The organism is Actinoplanes sp. NPDC026670, from assembly GCF_040638175.1.
In the GTDB taxonomy this organism is placed as follows: Bacteria; Actinomycetota; Actinomycetes; order Mycobacteriales; family Micromonosporaceae; genus Actinoplanes.
Map to the genome: position 1 here is coordinate 39560 of NZ_JBEZXU010000036.1, position 15830 is coordinate 55389.

Annotated in this window: 9 protein-coding genes and 1 pseudogene; 8 read left to right on the forward strand and 2 right to left on the reverse strand. The window is 69.3% G+C overall.

The window, feature by feature from the left end; all coding sequences use genetic code 11:
* Positions 1–158: 158 nt before the first annotated feature.
* A complete protein-coding gene (locus tag AB0E94_RS30890) occupies positions 159–1205 on the forward strand; it encodes a LacI family DNA-binding transcriptional regulator (protein WP_360333294.1) in 1047 nt (348 codons plus the stop codon).
* On the opposite strand, the gene AB0E94_RS30895 is transcribed toward AB0E94_RS30890, so the two are convergent.
* Entirely contained in the window at positions 1174–2238 is a 1065-nt protein-coding gene (locus AB0E94_RS30895) for a LacI family DNA-binding transcriptional regulator (RefSeq protein ID WP_360333296.1), read from the reverse strand. The two genes, AB0E94_RS30890 and AB0E94_RS30895, sit on opposite strands and share 32 nt — an antisense overlap.
* Before the next feature lie 141 nt (positions 2239–2379).
* Here AB0E94_RS30895 and AB0E94_RS30900 point away from each other — a divergent pair, with 141 nt between their 5' ends.
* Complete coding sequence (locus AB0E94_RS30900) at positions 2380–5193, forward strand: hypothetical protein (RefSeq protein WP_360333299.1); 2814 nt, start codon at positions 2380–2382, stop codon at positions 5191–5193.
* Positions 5194–5981: 788 nt separating this feature from the next.
* On the opposite strand, the pseudogene AB0E94_RS30905 reads toward AB0E94_RS30900, so the two are convergent.
* Positions 5982–6221 (reverse strand): annotated as a pseudogene (locus tag AB0E94_RS30905) (ISKra4 family transposase); the annotation flags it as partial.
* Between the two features lie 396 nt (positions 6222–6617).
* Between AB0E94_RS30905 and AB0E94_RS30910 the strand changes: the two are divergent.
* The 6 genes from AB0E94_RS30910 to AB0E94_RS30935 all read left to right on the forward strand — a co-directional run bounded on the left by AB0E94_RS30910 (position 6618) and on the right by AB0E94_RS30935 (position 15825).
* The gene (locus AB0E94_RS30910) at positions 6618–8171 is read left to right on the forward strand and encodes an alginate lyase family protein (RefSeq protein ID WP_360333301.1); all 1554 of its coding nucleotides are present in this window, start codon (positions 6618–6620) and stop codon (positions 8169–8171) included.
* Between the two features lie 57 nt (positions 8172–8228).
* Positions 8229–8402, forward strand: a complete 174-nt coding sequence (locus AB0E94_RS30915; protein WP_360333304.1) for a hypothetical protein — start codon at positions 8229–8231, stop codon at positions 8400–8402.
* 125 nt (positions 8403–8527) lie between these two features.
* Entirely contained in the window at positions 8528–10246 is a 1719-nt protein-coding gene (locus AB0E94_RS30920) for a sigma-70 family RNA polymerase sigma factor (RefSeq protein WP_360333306.1), read from the forward strand.
* Positions 10247–10297: 51 nt separating this feature from the next.
* The gene (locus AB0E94_RS30925) at positions 10298–11734 is read left to right on the forward strand and encodes a leucine-rich repeat protein (protein ID WP_360333309.1); all 1437 of its coding nucleotides are present in this window, start codon (positions 10298–10300) and stop codon (positions 11732–11734) included.
* Positions 11735–11869: 135 nt separating this feature from the next.
* The gene (locus AB0E94_RS30930) at positions 11870–14272 is read left to right on the forward strand and encodes a glycoside hydrolase family 3 C-terminal domain-containing protein (RefSeq protein WP_360333312.1); all 2403 of its coding nucleotides are present in this window, start codon (positions 11870–11872) and stop codon (positions 14270–14272) included.
* Positions 14273–14532: 260 nt separating this feature from the next.
* On the forward strand, positions 14533–15825 hold the full coding sequence (locus AB0E94_RS30935) for an MFS transporter (RefSeq protein WP_360333315.1): 1293 nt from the start codon (positions 14533–14535) through the stop codon (positions 15823–15825).
* Positions 15826–15830 lie beyond the last annotated feature (5 nt).

The window sequence follows — 15830 nt, forward strand, 5'->3', positions numbered from 1 at the left end:
ACTGCGGTTCGCGTCGCACCCCTGTCATGCAGTGGAAACGTGATAGAAAAGCTTTACTACGGAGGGACGGTAAGCGGTCGCGGACCAGTCTGTCCAGAGGGCGGCCCCACTAAGCTGCGAGACGGCAAACTTTCAGTCGGAAGCCGAAGGGGGACGGGGTGAAGCGGACAGTCCGCGACAAACGAGGCGCGGGAGGCCCGGCCACCATTCACGACGTCGCCAATGCGGCTGGAGTCTCGATCGCCACGGTCTCCCGTGTCCTGGCCGGGAACTATCCGGTCGCCGAAGCCACCCGGGTACGGGTGCTCAAAGCGGTGACCAAACTCGACTACACGGCCAATGTGCACGCCCGCCGGCTGCTCGGGGTGGCACCCGGCCCGATCGCGGTGCTGCTCGGCGACATCACCGGGCCGTCGTTCGCGGCGCTGGCCCGGGGTGTGGAGCGGGAGGCGTACAACCGCGAGCGTCTCTGCCTGATCGGCACCACCGACGGCGACCCGGAACGTGAGCTTGCCCTGGTGGAGACGATGCGCCAGCAGCAGGCAGCCGCGGTGATCCTGCCCGGCGGCGCCTGGGACCTGGATGAGTATCCGCAACAGATGGCCCGCTACGCCCGCTCGTTGAGGGCGGTCGGCGGCCGGATAGTGCTCTGCGGGCGCCCGCCGCTCGACGAGCCGGCCCCCAACGCTATTTCGGTGCGCTACGACAACGAGGCGGGTGCGGCGGCCGTCGCCCGGGTACCCCTGCAAGCGGGGCACCGCCGGTTCCTGCTGCTGCCCGGTCCGGCCGGCCTTTCCACGGCCGAGGAGCGCCTCGCCGGCTACCGGAGTGCCCTGACCGGGGCTGAGGTGCTGGTCAGAAGGGCCGAATTCCATCGGGAGGCGGCACGCGAGGCGGTGCTGGCCGCGCTCGACGAGCATCCGACCGGCTTCACCGCGGTGCTGTGCGGGACCGACGTGATGGCCGCCGGAGCCCTCGAGGGCCTGCGCAGCCGAGGTCTGCGCTGCCCGGAGGACGTGTCGGTGACCGGGTACGACGACATCCCCGGCGCCCGTGACATGAACCCGGCGCTGACCACGGTGCGGGTGCCCTACGAGGAGATGGGCGCGCTCGCGGTCACCCTGGCCCTCGCCGAGTCCGCGCCCGCGACGCAGCTGCTGGAGACCCGGGTGGTCATCCGCGATTCGGTGGCGCCACCGGCCTGACCGACTCACGCACCACGATGTGAGTGCCGAGCACCACGTGCTGGCTCTCCGCCGGCCGCAGCGCCAGCCGGACCGCGGCCCGGCCCAGCTCCTCGGTCGGGATCCGCACCGTGGTCAGCGCCGGCACCACGTGGATCGCGAGGGGGATGTCGTCGTACCCGACCACCGACACGTCCTCTGGCACCCGCCGGCCGGCGGCGCGCAGCGTGCGCAGCACTCCGGCGGCCACCATGTCGGTGGCCGCGAAGATCGCGGTGAACGCGGTCCCGGCAGCCAACAGCTGCCGGGTGGCCCGCTCGCCGTACGCCTGGGTGAAGTCCCCGGGCACGATCAGCGCCGGATCGTGCTCCACGCCGAACAGTTCGTGGGCTCGAAGGTAACCCGCGATCCGCTCCCGGCTGGTGGTGTGGTTGTCGGCGACCTTACCCAGGTAGACGATCCGCCGATGCCCCTGCGACAGCAGGAAGCTGGTGATCGCGAACGCGCCGCCCTCATTGTCGTACTCCACGACGGTCGCTGGGACGTCTTCGCCGAGCGGCGGGCGCCCGCACAGCACCAGGCGTGAGCCGGCCTTGTCCAGAGCGCGTGCCAGCCGGATCATCCGCTGTCGGTACTCCTCCCCGACCAGACCACCGCCGACCAGGATCACCGCCTCGGCATGCTGCTCGCGCATGGCGTCGACCACGGCTAGCTCCCGCTCCGGGTCGCCGTGGGTGGTGCAGATGATGCAGAGCCGGCCCTCCTCGGTGGCCTGCTGCTCGACGCCCTTGGCCACGTAGGCGAACGACGGCCCGGTCACGTCGTCGAGGACGAACGCGATCATGCCGCTGCTGCCGCCCTTGAGCACCCGGGCCTGAGCGTTCGCGACGTAGTCGAGCTCGCGGATGGCCCGCTGCACCCGCGCCTTGGTGCCCGTGGCGACTGGATAGTCACCGGCCAGCACCCGCGAGACGGTCGCGGGGGAAACCCCGGCGGCCACGGCCACGTCCTTCACGGTGGCACGGCGGCGCCCGTTCACGTCCTCAGCTGACACACGTGGATCCTACGAGCTTGCCTCCAGGTGACGGACGGTAGAAATCGTTCTCTGTACGGAAACACTCTTGCAAACTCACGAAATTGAACCTAAGTTCAGCGAACGTTCTCTACGCGCTACTCCGTTCGAGGAGATTCGCTCATGACTTCGCTCTCCCGGCGCACCGTCCTCAAAGGCGCCGCACTGAGCTCCTTCGCCTGGACCGCGAGCCCCGCCCACGCGACGTCCGCGCCCACCACCGCACCGCTGGATACCGTCGTCTTCGGTGACACCGCGTCCGAGACCCGCCACGGCCTCACCACCGACCTTTCCACCAAGGTCACCGGGGGTCTCGGGCAGAGCGCCCGCACCCTAGACCCACGGACTCCGGCCGAGTGGTGGGGCGGCTCGGTCGGCTTCACCGTCGCCGTGGCGCCGACCGGAACCACGTACCTTTCCATCAAGCTCTTCGGTGAGGATTTCGCAGCACCTGAGAGTGAGTGGCGCCTGCAGGCCTTCATCGACGGGGCCGTGCTCGGCTGGTTCGAGCAGGGGCCCGTGGACAACCTCGACCTGATGAGCCAGCATCCTCGGCGGATCAACGGCTTCTTCCTACACACGCTGCCGTTGCCGGAAACGGTCACAGCCGAACGTCGCAGCGTGCGCATCGAGATTCGGGCGGTCGGGCGCATCTACGCCTACGGCACCACCGACGCGGCCTACTTCCGGCCGATGACCACCCCGTCGCGCGGCATCTACCGGGCCTACACGCACACCGAGCCCTACTTCCGGCCCGGCCCCCGCGACGACTTCGGAACCTCACCGGAACCCACACTGCGGCCGGCCGCCGATACGGCTGTGGTGGCCGATATCCGCCGGCGTGTGCTCGCCGACCAGACGGCCCTACTGCACACCGCCCGCGCCCACACGCTCGACGCATGGGGCTTCATCACGCTCGCCGAGGGCTACCACTGGGCCGACAGCCCCGCCTACCGGCAGCCGCGCGCGCTGTCGCGGGTCTGCCAGGCCATCGACGGCCGGTATCTCGCGTGGAAAGCCGACCCGGCGGTGCTGACCGCCTCGGATCAGCAGTGGCAGGGTTTCGGGCGCGTCGGCCTCGCCTTGTGCACGCTCTGGGAGGACATCCAGGATGAGCTGGACCGGCCGGTCAGCACCGGGCCGACGGACCTGCTGAATCCCGGTTTCGATGCAGGTCTCGGCGGCTGGAGCACCACCGTGTGGCGTGGCACCGGCACCGCGGCGGCCGTCGATGGCACCGTGGTCGTGACCGCGGCGGCCGGCTCACTCGCTGGCGTGACCAGCGCGAACAACCGCACGCTGATCGGTCAGGGCACCCACCGCTACACGGTCCGGGTCAAGACCGACGGCGCCGCCTATCTGGACGTGCTCTTCTACGACGCCGCGGGGAAGCTGGTCGGCACCGACAACAAGTTCGCCGCGACGCCGGGTGACTGGACCACGGCCGGCGGTGAGCTGCGCACCCCGGCGACCGCCGCACAGGTCCGCATCGACCTGCGGGTCGAGGGAGCCGGCACCGCCGCTTTCGACGACGTCCGCATCGAGGCGCTCGCCGACGCTCAGCCCCCCGGCAGCGGGGGCCAGCCGCTGCGACGGGACGCCTACCGGGAGATGCTGCTCGCCAGCCGCGAGTACTGGCGGCGTAACCAGCGGCACTACACCAACCAGGTGCAGATCCTGGCCATCGGCGTCTACCAGGCCAACCGGGGACTCCGGCTGCTGTCGCCCGACGACGCGTGGCCGGAAGCGCAGGCGCGGCGCTGGCTGTACGAGGCCGTCGGCCTGGAACCGCTCAGCTTCGACGGCGACTATCTGCTGGGACACGACTATCGGATCGCCACGCCCAAGGGGCTGACCAGGGAACTCGGGTACGTCGGCACCTACGGGGAGGTCACCGACTGGTTGGTGGCGATCTGGGAGTCACTCACCGTGGGGCCGGACGGCTCCGAGGACGCCGTACTCCGCGATCAGATTTTGAAGATCGTGAAGACCCGTGGCTGGTTCCGGTTCCCCGGCGTCGACGACGACGGCCACCGTGCCATGCGGCTGGAACAGGTCATCGGCTGGCGTAACGAGCACTACCCCGGCGACATGGTCTACGCCCAGCGCACAGCCTGGGACGGCCACCCGCTCGAAGCCGTCGCGACTTTCGGCGACCCGGAGCTGACCGGGTGGGCGCAGCAGATGATCGCTGACGGACAGTTCGCGCCACAGTTGAAGCTGCTGCTGACCAACACCAGCCGTCGGGTCGGCCTCAACGCGTTCCATCTGATCAGCCGCGACCTGGCTGCCTTCGAGAGGTTGCCAACGTCACCGCACCGGCTACCGGGTGGCTGGGACCGGCCCGACTTCGTTTTCACCGACGAGACGGCCGGTGCGGTCGCGATCAAACGGGGGCAGGAGATCCTCTACGCCTCCCTCTACTGGCGGGCCCGGCAAGCGATCAACAATTGGGGCCGGGTACACCTGATCACCCCACAGTCGGAACGCTCAGGCACGATCCGCCTCTGGACGAGAGGCGGCACGGACGGCACCTTCACGGTCGCCGACTGGACCACTACCGACTATGCGATCAACGACGGAGGCGGGACCTGCAGCTTTGCGGGCGGCGGCCGGACGCCGCCGGGAGAGCCACTGCGACAGGCATTCCTGGGATACGACCTGAGTACCGCACCCGTGCCCGAAGACATGGACCCGTACCTGGGCTGCCCCAGAGCCAGTGGCATCGAAGGCCTCGAAGTGGGCCGCGCCCCGTTCTATCAGCTCGAATACGGCGGCTACCTGATCGCCATGAACACCACCACCGACCGCACCTTCACGTTCCGTTCCGGTCGTTCCGGCACCGGCATCGACCTGCGCACCGGCCGGCGCGTCCCACTCAGCCGCCCGGTCCAGGTCGGGCCACAGTCCACGGTCGTCTACTTCGACCCCGCCTGACCCTCGTCCAATCGGCCGGACCAGTACCGTCGCGGGAGACCACGGTATCCCTCTCAACCGGGCCGGGCCCGCGGGTTCTTCCCGACGGGACAAGACCGATCCATCCGGGCACGCGGGAGGGGCGCCGGCGGCACGGTGTCATCGCCATCCATCGAGAAAAGGCTATGAGTTAGGGGCTAAAAGAAAGACCGAGGCTAATGGCGTGGCCGTCGCCGTGGCTTGCCCCGGCTGGGCCAGGAGCGCCGCGATCCGCAGTCGTTGGTCGGCGGTCAGCGATGGGCCGGCGCTGGCGAGTTGTTGTATCGGCTGCTCAACGTCTTCGTTGGCCACCTGCACACCGTAGCTTGGCGTAGGTCTATCTCCGGTCGGTGTCACCCGGGTAGTGAGCCGAGCGGTTCACCTGGTGGTGGCGGAGTCAACGGACGTCAGGTGACCGCGATAGCCACCAGACCGGCGAGGTCAGCATTGCTTCGGCCGACGCGCGAGCCGGTGACTGGCTGACACACGGAAGAAGAGGGCGCGACGTCGGGCCCCCTTCTTCCGTCGTCTGTCAGTCCTCGGCGAACAGCCTCCACACGAGACCTGCCGGGTTGCCGTTCGGGTCGTCGCCGCCGTAGTTCAGCGTGTCAGAGGTGAGCACGTTGGCGTCGGCCTTGAGCTGAACCACGGCCGAGACCGGCAAGTTGTAGCCCGCCTGCAGGTCCTCGGCCGGCTGCGCAACAGCCGGGGTGCGTTTCTCGCTGAGTGACTTGGGTGCGTTTCTTTCTGAGTGACTTTCTCGATCTCGGTCAGGCCGCCCGGTCGTATTGGTACTGGTCGCGGCTGGTATGGGTGCGTTGGTGTTCTTGCTGGAGGTGGAACTTCCAGTAGGCGTCGAACTCGCCGTTCGTGATCACGGCGCGGAGTAGGAGGACGGCTTCGGCGCCGGGCAGGCTGCAACGGGCGCCGGTGATCGCGAGGCGGTCTTTGACCAGGTAGCGGCAGGCGCCCTCGATCACTCCCGTCGCGATGGGCCAGCCCTTGGTCAGCGCGACCATGCCGGGCCGAGACCAGCCCGGACAACACCTCCCGCGTGATCGTCAGCCGTTCGATCTCCCGCCGACACTCCTCGATCAACCCCGCGATCTGCGCGGCCTCCTGCTCCAACCGCAACCACTCGGCCCGAGCCGCCGCTTCCCGCTCAGCCAGCAACCGCACGATCTGATCCCCATCCACCCGCCCACCTCCACCCGGAACCGGTCAACCAACCCATACCAACCGGTCAGCGAAGGCCACAACGGGTGGATATCGATGCTCATCGCGCAGCTCACTCAGGAAAAATCGCACCCCTGCCGGGATGAATGTCCCGGCCGGTTTTTTGTAATGCCGACGGCTGCCGCTCGGTCGTTCTTGATGACCGCATCCCCGTCGAGAGTCGAGTTTCGATGTCCCTCTCCCGCACCGTTACCCGTCGCCTGTTCCTCGGAGGGCTGGCTGTGACCGGCACGGCCGTCGCGTTGACGGTGGCTTCGCCTTCGTTCGCGGAGTCATTCAGGCCCGGCCTGCTGCATACCGACGCTGACTTCACGCGGATCCGGGCGAAGCTCGCCGCCGAGGACCCGGTCGTGACGGCCGGCTGGCTGCGGCTGACGGCCAACGGCCGCTCGCACGCGACCTGGCTGCCCCGGCCGCTCGCCACGGTGATTCGCGGCGGCCCCGGGCAGAACTACGCGCAGTTCTTCATCGACGTGCACGCCGCCTATCAGAACGCGCTGCGCTGGCGGATCAGCGGCGACGAGGCCCACGCCAAGGCCGCCGCGGGCATCCTTAACGCGTGGTCGGGCACGTTGACGCAGGTCACCGGCAACGCGGACCGGTTCCTGGCGGCTGGTATCTACGGATACCAGTTTGCGGTCGCCGCCGACCTGCTGCGCGATTACCCGGGCTTCGACCTGGCCGCAGCGCGACGCCTGCTGACGGGTGTCTTCTACCCGCTCAACGACCAGTTCCTGGTCGGGCACAACGACGCCTGCATCACCAACTACTGGGCCAACTGGGATCTGTGCACCCTGGCCTCGATGATGGCCATCGGTATCCTCTGCGGCGACCGCGCACTGTTCGACCGGGCTGTGGACTACCTCAAGAACGGCGACGGCAACGGCGCGATCCCCAAGGCCGTCCCCATCCTGCACGGCGACCTGGGCCAGTGGCAGGAAGCCGGCCGTGACCAGGGACATGCCGTGATGGGCGTCGGCCTGCTCGGCACGATTTGCGAGATGGCCTGGAACCAGGGCGTTGACCTGTACGGCTACGACGACAACCGGTTCCTCAAGGGCGCCGAGTACGTTGCCCGGTACAACGCGGGCAACGACGTTCCGTTCGCTGAATACCATTGGGGGACCGGCCAGAACTGTGCACCACGCACTCACACCGTGGTGTCGGACGCCGGCCGGGGTCACGTACGCCCGGTCTGGGAATCGATCTACAACCACTACGTCAATCGGCGCGGACTGAGCGCACCGAACGTGACCGTGATGGCCGCGTCGGTCCGCGCCGAAGGTGGTGGCGGCGACTACGGCTCGGCCAGTGGCGGCTTCGACCAGCTCGGCTTCGGCACTCTGATGTTCACCAGGGACCGGGCCGCCGAGACTGCCGCAGCGCAGAGCGCCCCGCCCGCCGGCGTCGTCACGTCGGCCGGCTCCTCCTCTGCCTCCGTCGTGCGCCGTTCCCGCGGCACGAGGACACCGGCCGCTGCCCCCATCCGCCCCTCCACCGCCGTGTCCTCGCCCGCCACCCCGCCGCGGGGCCTGGACCTGGCCAGGCAGCAGTCCAGCACCGACGACCCGGCGGGCGTGCTGGCTGGTGTCGCCGGTGTCGGCACGGCGGCCGCCGCGCTCGGCGGCGCCCTGCTGCTGCGTCTGCGGACCCGCCACCGCGGCGACCACCGCGAACCGACGGCTCCCGGCGGATCGAACCGGAAACCGGATCCGTCCGCCTGACGAGCCGGTCAAGCTCGACGCGCCGACGGCCCACCCCCATCGCGAAGGTGACCAGCCATGCGTCGTCCCCGGCACCGGCACCCACGCTCGGCCGACCTGTGGCGCTGCATCGACGCGTACCCCGTGGGTTCCTGGCCGTGGGAGACGCTGCCCGCCGGGCAGCCGCACGAACGGCTGTGGAGCTGCCGTCGCGGCTCGGCCACGGCCCGGCCACCCGGCAACCGTCGATAGGCGGCATTTCTGTAATTCCACCCGGGTGAAGTCCGTCTTCGTCCACGAAGCGGATGGTCCGTACTCGGCCCAGCGCCTGATCATGCAACGGCGCAGGTCCCGGAAGTAGGAGGTTGGTCGAAGGTATGCGCAGCCCGCAAGCGCACGTGCCGGTGGACCGGGTGGTCGCCGCGCAACGCGGTGACCGCGACGCGATGCAGCAGCTCATCACCGATCACCTGACGATGTTGTACAACGTCGCCGGGCGAGCCCTCAACGGGCACACCGACGCCGACGACGTGGTCCAGGAAACCCTGCTACGGGTGGTCGAGAACATCGGGTCGCTACGCGAACCGGCCCGGTTCTCCGGCTGGATTCTCGCCATCCTGCAACGGCAGATCGCGGAACGGCTGCGCCGGCGCCACACCGTCGCCACCCGCACCGACACCCTCGACACCGCCCCGCACGTCGCCGACCCGGACTCGGACTTCACCGACGTGGCGATCCTGCGGCTCGGGCTCTCCGGCCAGCGCCGGCAGGCCGCGCAGGCAACCCGGTGGCTCGACCCCGCTGACCGGCTGGTGCTCTCCCTGTGGTGGCTCGAAGTCGCCGGAACCATCACCCGGGCCGATCTGGTCACCGCGTTGTCCGCTACGCCCGGGCACGCCGCGGTGCGCGTCACACGTATGCGTGAGCAGTTCGAGCTGTCCCGCGCCATCGTCGCCGCCCTCGGCGCCGAACCCCGCTGCCCCCAGCTGGCCGAACTCGCGGACCCGTGGAATGGTGAACCCAGCTCGGTCTGGCGCAAACGACTGGGCCGGCACCTGCGCAAATGTGCGGCCTGCTCGGCGTACGGCCAGCGGCTGGCCCCTTCGCACGCACTGCTCGCCGGGATCGCCATGGTGCCGGTGCCCGCCTCGCTGACGACCGGCTCCCTCCAACTCGCCACACCTTCTGCCGTTGGCGTCGGCGGTGCGTACGCAGCCAGCTGGCTCAGCGGCTCCGCCCTGGCCAAGGTCGCCGCCGCCGGTGCCGCAGTCGTGATCTCCGGCGCGGCCCTGGTCGTGATCCGCGACGACTCCGGCACACCCCGGACAGCGGCTCCTCCCGCCGTGGCGACCGGCTCCGCCGCACCCGTCACCGGCGGCCCCACGCAGTCGCCGTCGCGGCCACCCGCGTCACCGGCGAACACGGCCACCAGCATCCCGGCAGCCCGCTACGGCAGCGTCGTCGACACCGCCGAACAAGCCCCGCCCAAGAACGCCGAACCCGGCGTGCTGCCGCAGCGCCCACAGACAACCGTCACCGTCGTATCCAGCAACGACGAGGACCCGCGTGCCGACGTCGTCTCCCTGATCCGCCGGGGACAGTCGGTCACCTACCGGGGGCGTGGCTACCTGCGCATCGAATGGGCCGTCGCCTACACGCAGCGCACCGGCACGGTGACCATGCCCTCCTGGACCGGCCTCGACGGCAAGATCTTCCACGTCGCGTCCGGCGGTGGCCGCCGTCTCGATGACCAGATCCCCGGCACCGCCGACGGCACCTCCGGCATGGGCGACCCCACCCACGGCACCTCCGTACTGCCCGGCGGAGCGCAGCAGATGTGGCTGTTCGAGTACTACTACCTGGACGGCGAAGTGACACTCACCTCCAATGAGCGCGGCGCCGACTACAACCTCTACCTTCAGCCGGCGACCCGAGCTCAGATCAACGACGACCTGCGCAACCCGCCTGGCCCCGAGGACCCGATCCGGTACGGGCTGCTCCGCGACGACGGCACCGATGCCACCCCGGTCCCGCAGTACGCGACCCGGGATGCCCCGGCCGACCCGGCCACCGTCGCCCAGCGCAGCAGACTCTGACCGGCACCGAGATTTCGGTAATCGAGCCGGCGGAACAGACGTCATTTCGGTATGGCTGGACATCACACACGCGCCGCGGTCAGCGGGCTCGTTCTGCTCGCGCTGAGTCTGGGCGCGGCGGCGTGCAGCGCCTCGGGTGCCCGCTCGGCACCCGGGGACGCGCCACCCTCCACCGTTCCCACCGGCGCGGCGACCCCGGCGGGTGCCGGCCCGGCTCCGGCGTCCGCCACGGCCACCGCCTCGGCACCTGCGTCGGCTCGGCCGCGCGGCAACCCGTACCGATCAAATATCGCTCTGGGTGACCCGACCGCGGATCCCGGCCCCGATCCGATTTTCGCCCGGGACGCCGACCTGCGCCGCACCGGAACCTACACGTACCGGTTCACCAAACCCGGCGACCACAAGCTCGCCAACGGCACATACACCCTCCAGTACGACGTCACGTCCCGGACCCTGAAAGCGGAACTCGCCGGACGGAGGGCGAAGATGACCTCGGCCACCGGCATCGCGCTGTACCTGACCGGCGGCACCGCCCTGGCCGACGCCGATCTGGCCGCCCTGCAGACCGCGGGCCGGGATCTCGAGCTGCCGAAACTGTCCCGCCTCTACGTCTACAACCTGAGGACCATTCAGGCCGGCCGCGAGTGCACGCCGGACTCCGGCCTGACCTGTGCCGGGGAGACCGCCCGCGGCGGCCTCTTCCCCTACCTGTGGCTCAACGGCTGGTGGGACACCTGGGTCGAGGACCTGATCCTGGACGACCTGATCGCCGTTCCGGACGGGGCGTTCAGCAACCACACGTTCGCCGGCGTCAGCATGCGCTCCGTGCGGTCGATCGGTGTGATGGGCTTCGGCCACGCACCGCGCGCCACGTGGAACGTGCTCTATCTGCCGAACGTCCGCACCGTCGCCCACGACGGATTCCGCCGCAATCAGGGATTCGTGAAAATCGTGCTGCCGCAGGTCATCACGATCGACGACTACGGGTTCGACGACGCGACCAGCCTGCGGTATTTCAACGCACCCCGGCTCAAGCGTCTGGGCCGCAACGCCCTGAACGACAGCGGTGCCCTCGTCTCGGTCAACTTCCCGAAACTCGAATACATGGGCATCAACAGCATCAACGGGGTGTGGACCGGGTTGCGGCTGCCCGCGCTGACCACCGTCGACAAGAGCGCCATCAGCAATTCCGGCACCCTGCGGTGGCTTTACGCGCCCCGGCTCACCGACCTGCGCGACGACGCCATCGTCAACAACGCGCAGTTGCGTGCGGTCTACCTGGGCAATGCCGCCCGGTTCAACACGCGTGCCCTGGCCGGGAACCCGCAACTACGTCAGATCGTCCTGGGCAGCCGCCCGCCGCAGCAGAAGGCTGACGTCTTTCTCGGCACCGGCCGGGCCACCATCTTCCACACCGGCAGTGCGGCGGCCTGGACGGGATTCACGCCGTCCGGCAACCCCTCGCTACCGGTGCGGGCCTGGTCCTGACGAGGATCATCCGGTCGGGACTGGTACCGGGATGCGGGCCGGGTGACCATTGCCGGCAGGTGTGTCGGCGTTTAATATGCCGAGAGACTAGCGCGCGCTAGTTTGATTCGCGAACGACTCGACGGAGTGCGCCACATGGCAGAACCCGCGGAGAGGGCGTCGTCTGCTCGCCTCTCCCTCAGTGACAAGGTCGAACTCGGGTCGGGGGCGTCGTTCTGGACGACCCGGCCCGTTCCGGCGTGCGATCTGCCTGCCATCACCCTGACCGACGGCCCGCACGGTCTGCGCGGACAGAGGAAGGACGGCGACCACCTCGGTCTCGGCGCCAGTGACACAGCGACCTGCTTCCCGACCGCGAGCGCGCTGGCTTCGTCGTGGGATCCCGCCCTGCTCGCCGAGGTGGGCGAGGCGATCGGCCGGGAGGCCGTCGACCAGGACGTCCATGTGGTGCTCGGCCCGGGCGTCAACATGAAGCGCAACCCGCTGTGCGGCCGCAACTTCGAGTACTTCAGCGAGGACCCCTATCTGTCCGGCAAGCTCGGCGCCGCCTGGATCCGTGGGATGCAGTCGACCGGCACCGGTACCTCCCTCAAGCACTTCGCCTTGAACAACCAGGAACTCAAGCGCATGTCCACCGACGTACGCGTCGATCGGCGGGCACTGCACGAGTACTACCTGCCGGCCTTCGAGATCGCCGTCAAGGAGGGCGATCCGACCACGGTCATGTGCGCCTACAACAAGGTCGAGGGGGTGTACTGCAGCGACAGCCGTTATCTGCTCACCGATGTCCTGCGCGACCGCTGGGGCTTCCGCGGCGCCGTCGTCACGGACTGGGGTGCGATGAACGACCGGGCCGCCGCCTACCGGGCCGGCACCGACCTTGAGATGCCTGGCAACGGCGGCATCACGGACCGCGAGGTCCACGACGCCCTGGCGTCGGGGCGGCTCGACGAGGCCACGATCGACGCCTCGGCACAGCGGGTGCTCGACCTCATCGCGCGCACCGCCCGGCGGGCCACGGTCCTTCCCGACGGCCTCTACGAACGTCACCATGAGCTAGCCCGGCGCGCGGCCGTGGCCGGCGGGGTGCTGCTCAAGAACGACGGCGCGGTGCTGCCGCTGGCCCGGACCGGCCGGGTCGCCGTCGTCGGCGCGCTCGCCGAGAAGCCCCGCTACCAGGGCAGCGGTTCGTCGCGGGTCAATCCGACCCGGGTGGTGAGCCTGCTCGATGGCGTGCAGGAGTATGCCGCCGTCGAGTACGTCCCGGGCTATCGGCTGACCGATGACCCCGATGACGCGCTGCTGGCCGAGGCGGTTCACGTGGCCGAGCAGGCTGACCGCGTGATCGTCTGCGTCGGGCTCACCGACATCTTCGAGAGCGAGGGTTTCGACCGCGAGCACCTGCGCGTGCCTGGCAACCAGGTCGCGGTGCTCGAGGCGATCGCGCACCTGTCCGAGCGGGTGGTCGTGGTCCTCGTCGGCGGCGGTGCGGTGGAGATGCCCTGGGAGCGTGCGGCCGCGGCGATCCTGCACATGCAGCTGTCCGGTCAGGCCGGCGGGACGGCCGCCGCCGACCTCCTCTTCGGTGCGGCCAACCCGTCGGGCAAGCTCGCCGAGAGCTATCCGGTCGTGTACGGCGATGTGGTGAACGCCGGGTACTTCGGTGTCGACCCGGAGCAGACTCCCTATCTGGAGAGCATGTACTGCGGGTACCGGTACTTCGATTCGGCGGGTAAGCCGGTGCGTTATCCGTTCGGTCATGGGCTGTCGTATACGACCTTCACCTATGCGGACCTGAGTACGGCTTGCGGTGCGGGGCACCAGGTCGACGTGACCTTCACCGTCACCAACGAAGGTGGGCGTGCCGGGGCCGAGATCGCGCAGCTCTACGTGGCGCCGCGTACCGGTGGCGCGTACCGTCCCGCTCAGGAGCTGAAGGCCTTTGCGAGGGTCGACCTCGCCGTCGGTGAGTCCCGCACCGTCACGCTCACCCTCGACCGGCGCAGCTTCGCGATCCACGACCCGGCGGCCGACGACTGGATCGTGGAAACGGGCGCGTACGAGATCCGGGTCGGCGCCAGTTCCCGCGACATCCGGCTGCGTGCGGTGCTGGAGCTCGACGGCGTGGCGCCACGGCGGGCCGGCGTCGCCGACTGGTATCACACCCTGGAGGGCGCCCCGACGATGGAGGACTTCCGCACCATCCACGCACCGTTCGAGCGGGTCACGGCGCCGAAGAAGGGCAGCTTCGACCTCAACAGTTCGATCCTGGAGATGAAGGACGACAGTCTGGCCTGCCGGGTGATGCTCCGTGTCGTGGAACGCACCGTCGCCAAGGGCTTCGGCGGGAAGGTCGACTACGGCGACGTACGTTTCAAGATGCTGATGGTCTCCGCCGCGGGCCTGCCGATGCGCGCGATGGTCCGGATGAGCGACGGCGCGATGCCGCCCCGGTTGGCGCAGTTCTTCGTCGATTCCGCCAACGGCCGGACCTTGCGTGGCCTGTGGGGGTTGGTGGGAGGCCGCCGGCAGCCGTGATGACGGAGACCTCGCCGTCCGCCTGACCGACGCGAGCCTCACCCATGACGACAGGCGGACCCGTTGCACAACGCGAGTTCCGCCTGTTCGTCGTGGACGTCGGCACGTGGTCTGCGGCGGGGCGTGGGTCAGCGAAAATCCTGGCGGATGTCTCCTTGCGCGCGCTAGTACAGGGCGCTTAACATCCTCGAAACTAGTGCGCGCTAGTGATGCGGGCGCACGTGTTCCTCGTCTTCTTCCCGTCTACGACGGAGGCCCTTATGACGCTCGCTGCCGACGACCAGCCGTTGCCGCCTGCACCCGATCCGACGAAACCGGCCGGCCCCGTGGAGAAAGTCGGCAACACATACATCTGGCTGTTGGTCGCCGCCCAATTCGGCGTCTTCGTCGCCTTCATCACCCCCATCGCCATCTCGCTGGCCATCCGGGTCGGGCAACTGGCACCCGGCCACGAGGAGTACCTCGGCTACATCACCGGCACCGGTGCACTGATCCCGCTGCTCACCGGCCCGCTCCTCGGCGTGCTCAGCGACCGCACCCGCAGCCGGTTCGGCCGCCGACGTCCCTGGATGGTCGCGGGCACCGTGGTCGGCATGATCTCGCTGCTGGTGATGGCGACGGCCCCCAGCATCCCGGTGCTCGGCGCCGGCTGGATCCTCGCCCAGCTCGGCTGGGGAAGCGCCCTTGGGAACCTGCAGATCTCGACGGCCGACCGCCTGCCCGAAGAACAGCGCGGCAAGGTCGCGGGACTGGCCGGGTTCGCCCAGCAGATCGGCCCGGTGCTCGGCGTGGCGCTCAGCGGCGGCCTGAGCGGCGACAACGTGCTGCTGTTCCTGATCCCCGGCGTGGTGGGCGCCCTACTCGTCATGGCCTTCGTGGTGTTCGTGACCGAACGCGACAGCCGGGACATGCCCCTCGGCCCGGCCCTGACCGCCGGGACCTTGGCCGCCAAGTACCTGTACGACCCGCGCCGGTACCCGGACTTCTCGTGGAACTGGCTCGGCCGGTTCCTGTTCTACTTCGGCCTGACCTTCAACACCACGTTCACCGCGTTCTTCTTCGCCGCCCGGCTGGACATGACCGTCGAAGAGGTCGCCGGGCTCATCGCAGTGCTCGGCGGCGTGGGGATCCTCGCCACCGCCACCGGGGCGATCGGCGGCGGGTTCCTCTCCGACCGGCTGCACCGCCGGCGTCCGTTCATACTCACCTCCGGTGCGGTGTTCGGCCTCGGCGCCGTCCTGATGGCCGTCGCTCCGGGAACGGCGCTGCTGTTCACCGGCTCTCTCATCTGCTCGCTGGGCATCGGCGCGTTCGCCGCCGTGGACCAGGCCCTGCTGCTGGACGTGCTGCCCGAGCGGGACACCGACGCCGGCCGGTTCATGGGTATCACCGGGTTCGCCACCTCGATCCCGCAGGCGGCCGGACCGTTCATCGCTCCACTGTTCCTCGCCGTCGGTGGTGGCGAGAAGAACTACACCCTGCTCTACGTCGTCGCGGCGGCCTGCACCGTGCTCGCCGGCGTCGTGGTCCTGCGCATCAAGTCCGTCAAGTAAGGAAA

Bases quoted from the DNA above. Each gene is read 5' to 3' on its own strand.
- AB0E94_RS30930 (WP_360333312.1), top strand. From the start codon at position 11,870: ATGGCAGAACCCGCGGAGAGGGCGTCGTCTGCTCGCCTCTCCCTCAGT.
- AB0E94_RS30900 (WP_360333299.1), top strand. From the start codon at position 2,380: ATGACTTCGCTCTCCCGGCGCACCGTCCTCAAAGGCGCCGCACTGAGC.
- AB0E94_RS30935 (WP_360333315.1), top strand. From the start codon at position 14,533: ATGACGCTCGCTGCCGACGACCAGCCGTTGCCGCCTGCACCCGATCCG.
- AB0E94_RS30910 (WP_360333301.1), top strand. From the start codon at position 6,618: ATGTCCCTCTCCCGCACCGTTACCCGTCGCCTGTTCCTCGGAGGGCTG.
- AB0E94_RS30915 (WP_360333304.1), top strand. From the start codon at position 8,229: ATGCGTCGTCCCCGGCACCGGCACCCACGCTCGGCCGACCTGTGGCGC.
- AB0E94_RS30925 (WP_360333309.1), top strand. From the start codon at position 10,298: ATGGCTGGACATCACACACGCGCCGCGGTCAGCGGGCTCGTTCTGCTC.
- AB0E94_RS30920 (WP_360333306.1), top strand. From the start codon at position 8,528: ATGCGCAGCCCGCAAGCGCACGTGCCGGTGGACCGGGTGGTCGCCGCG.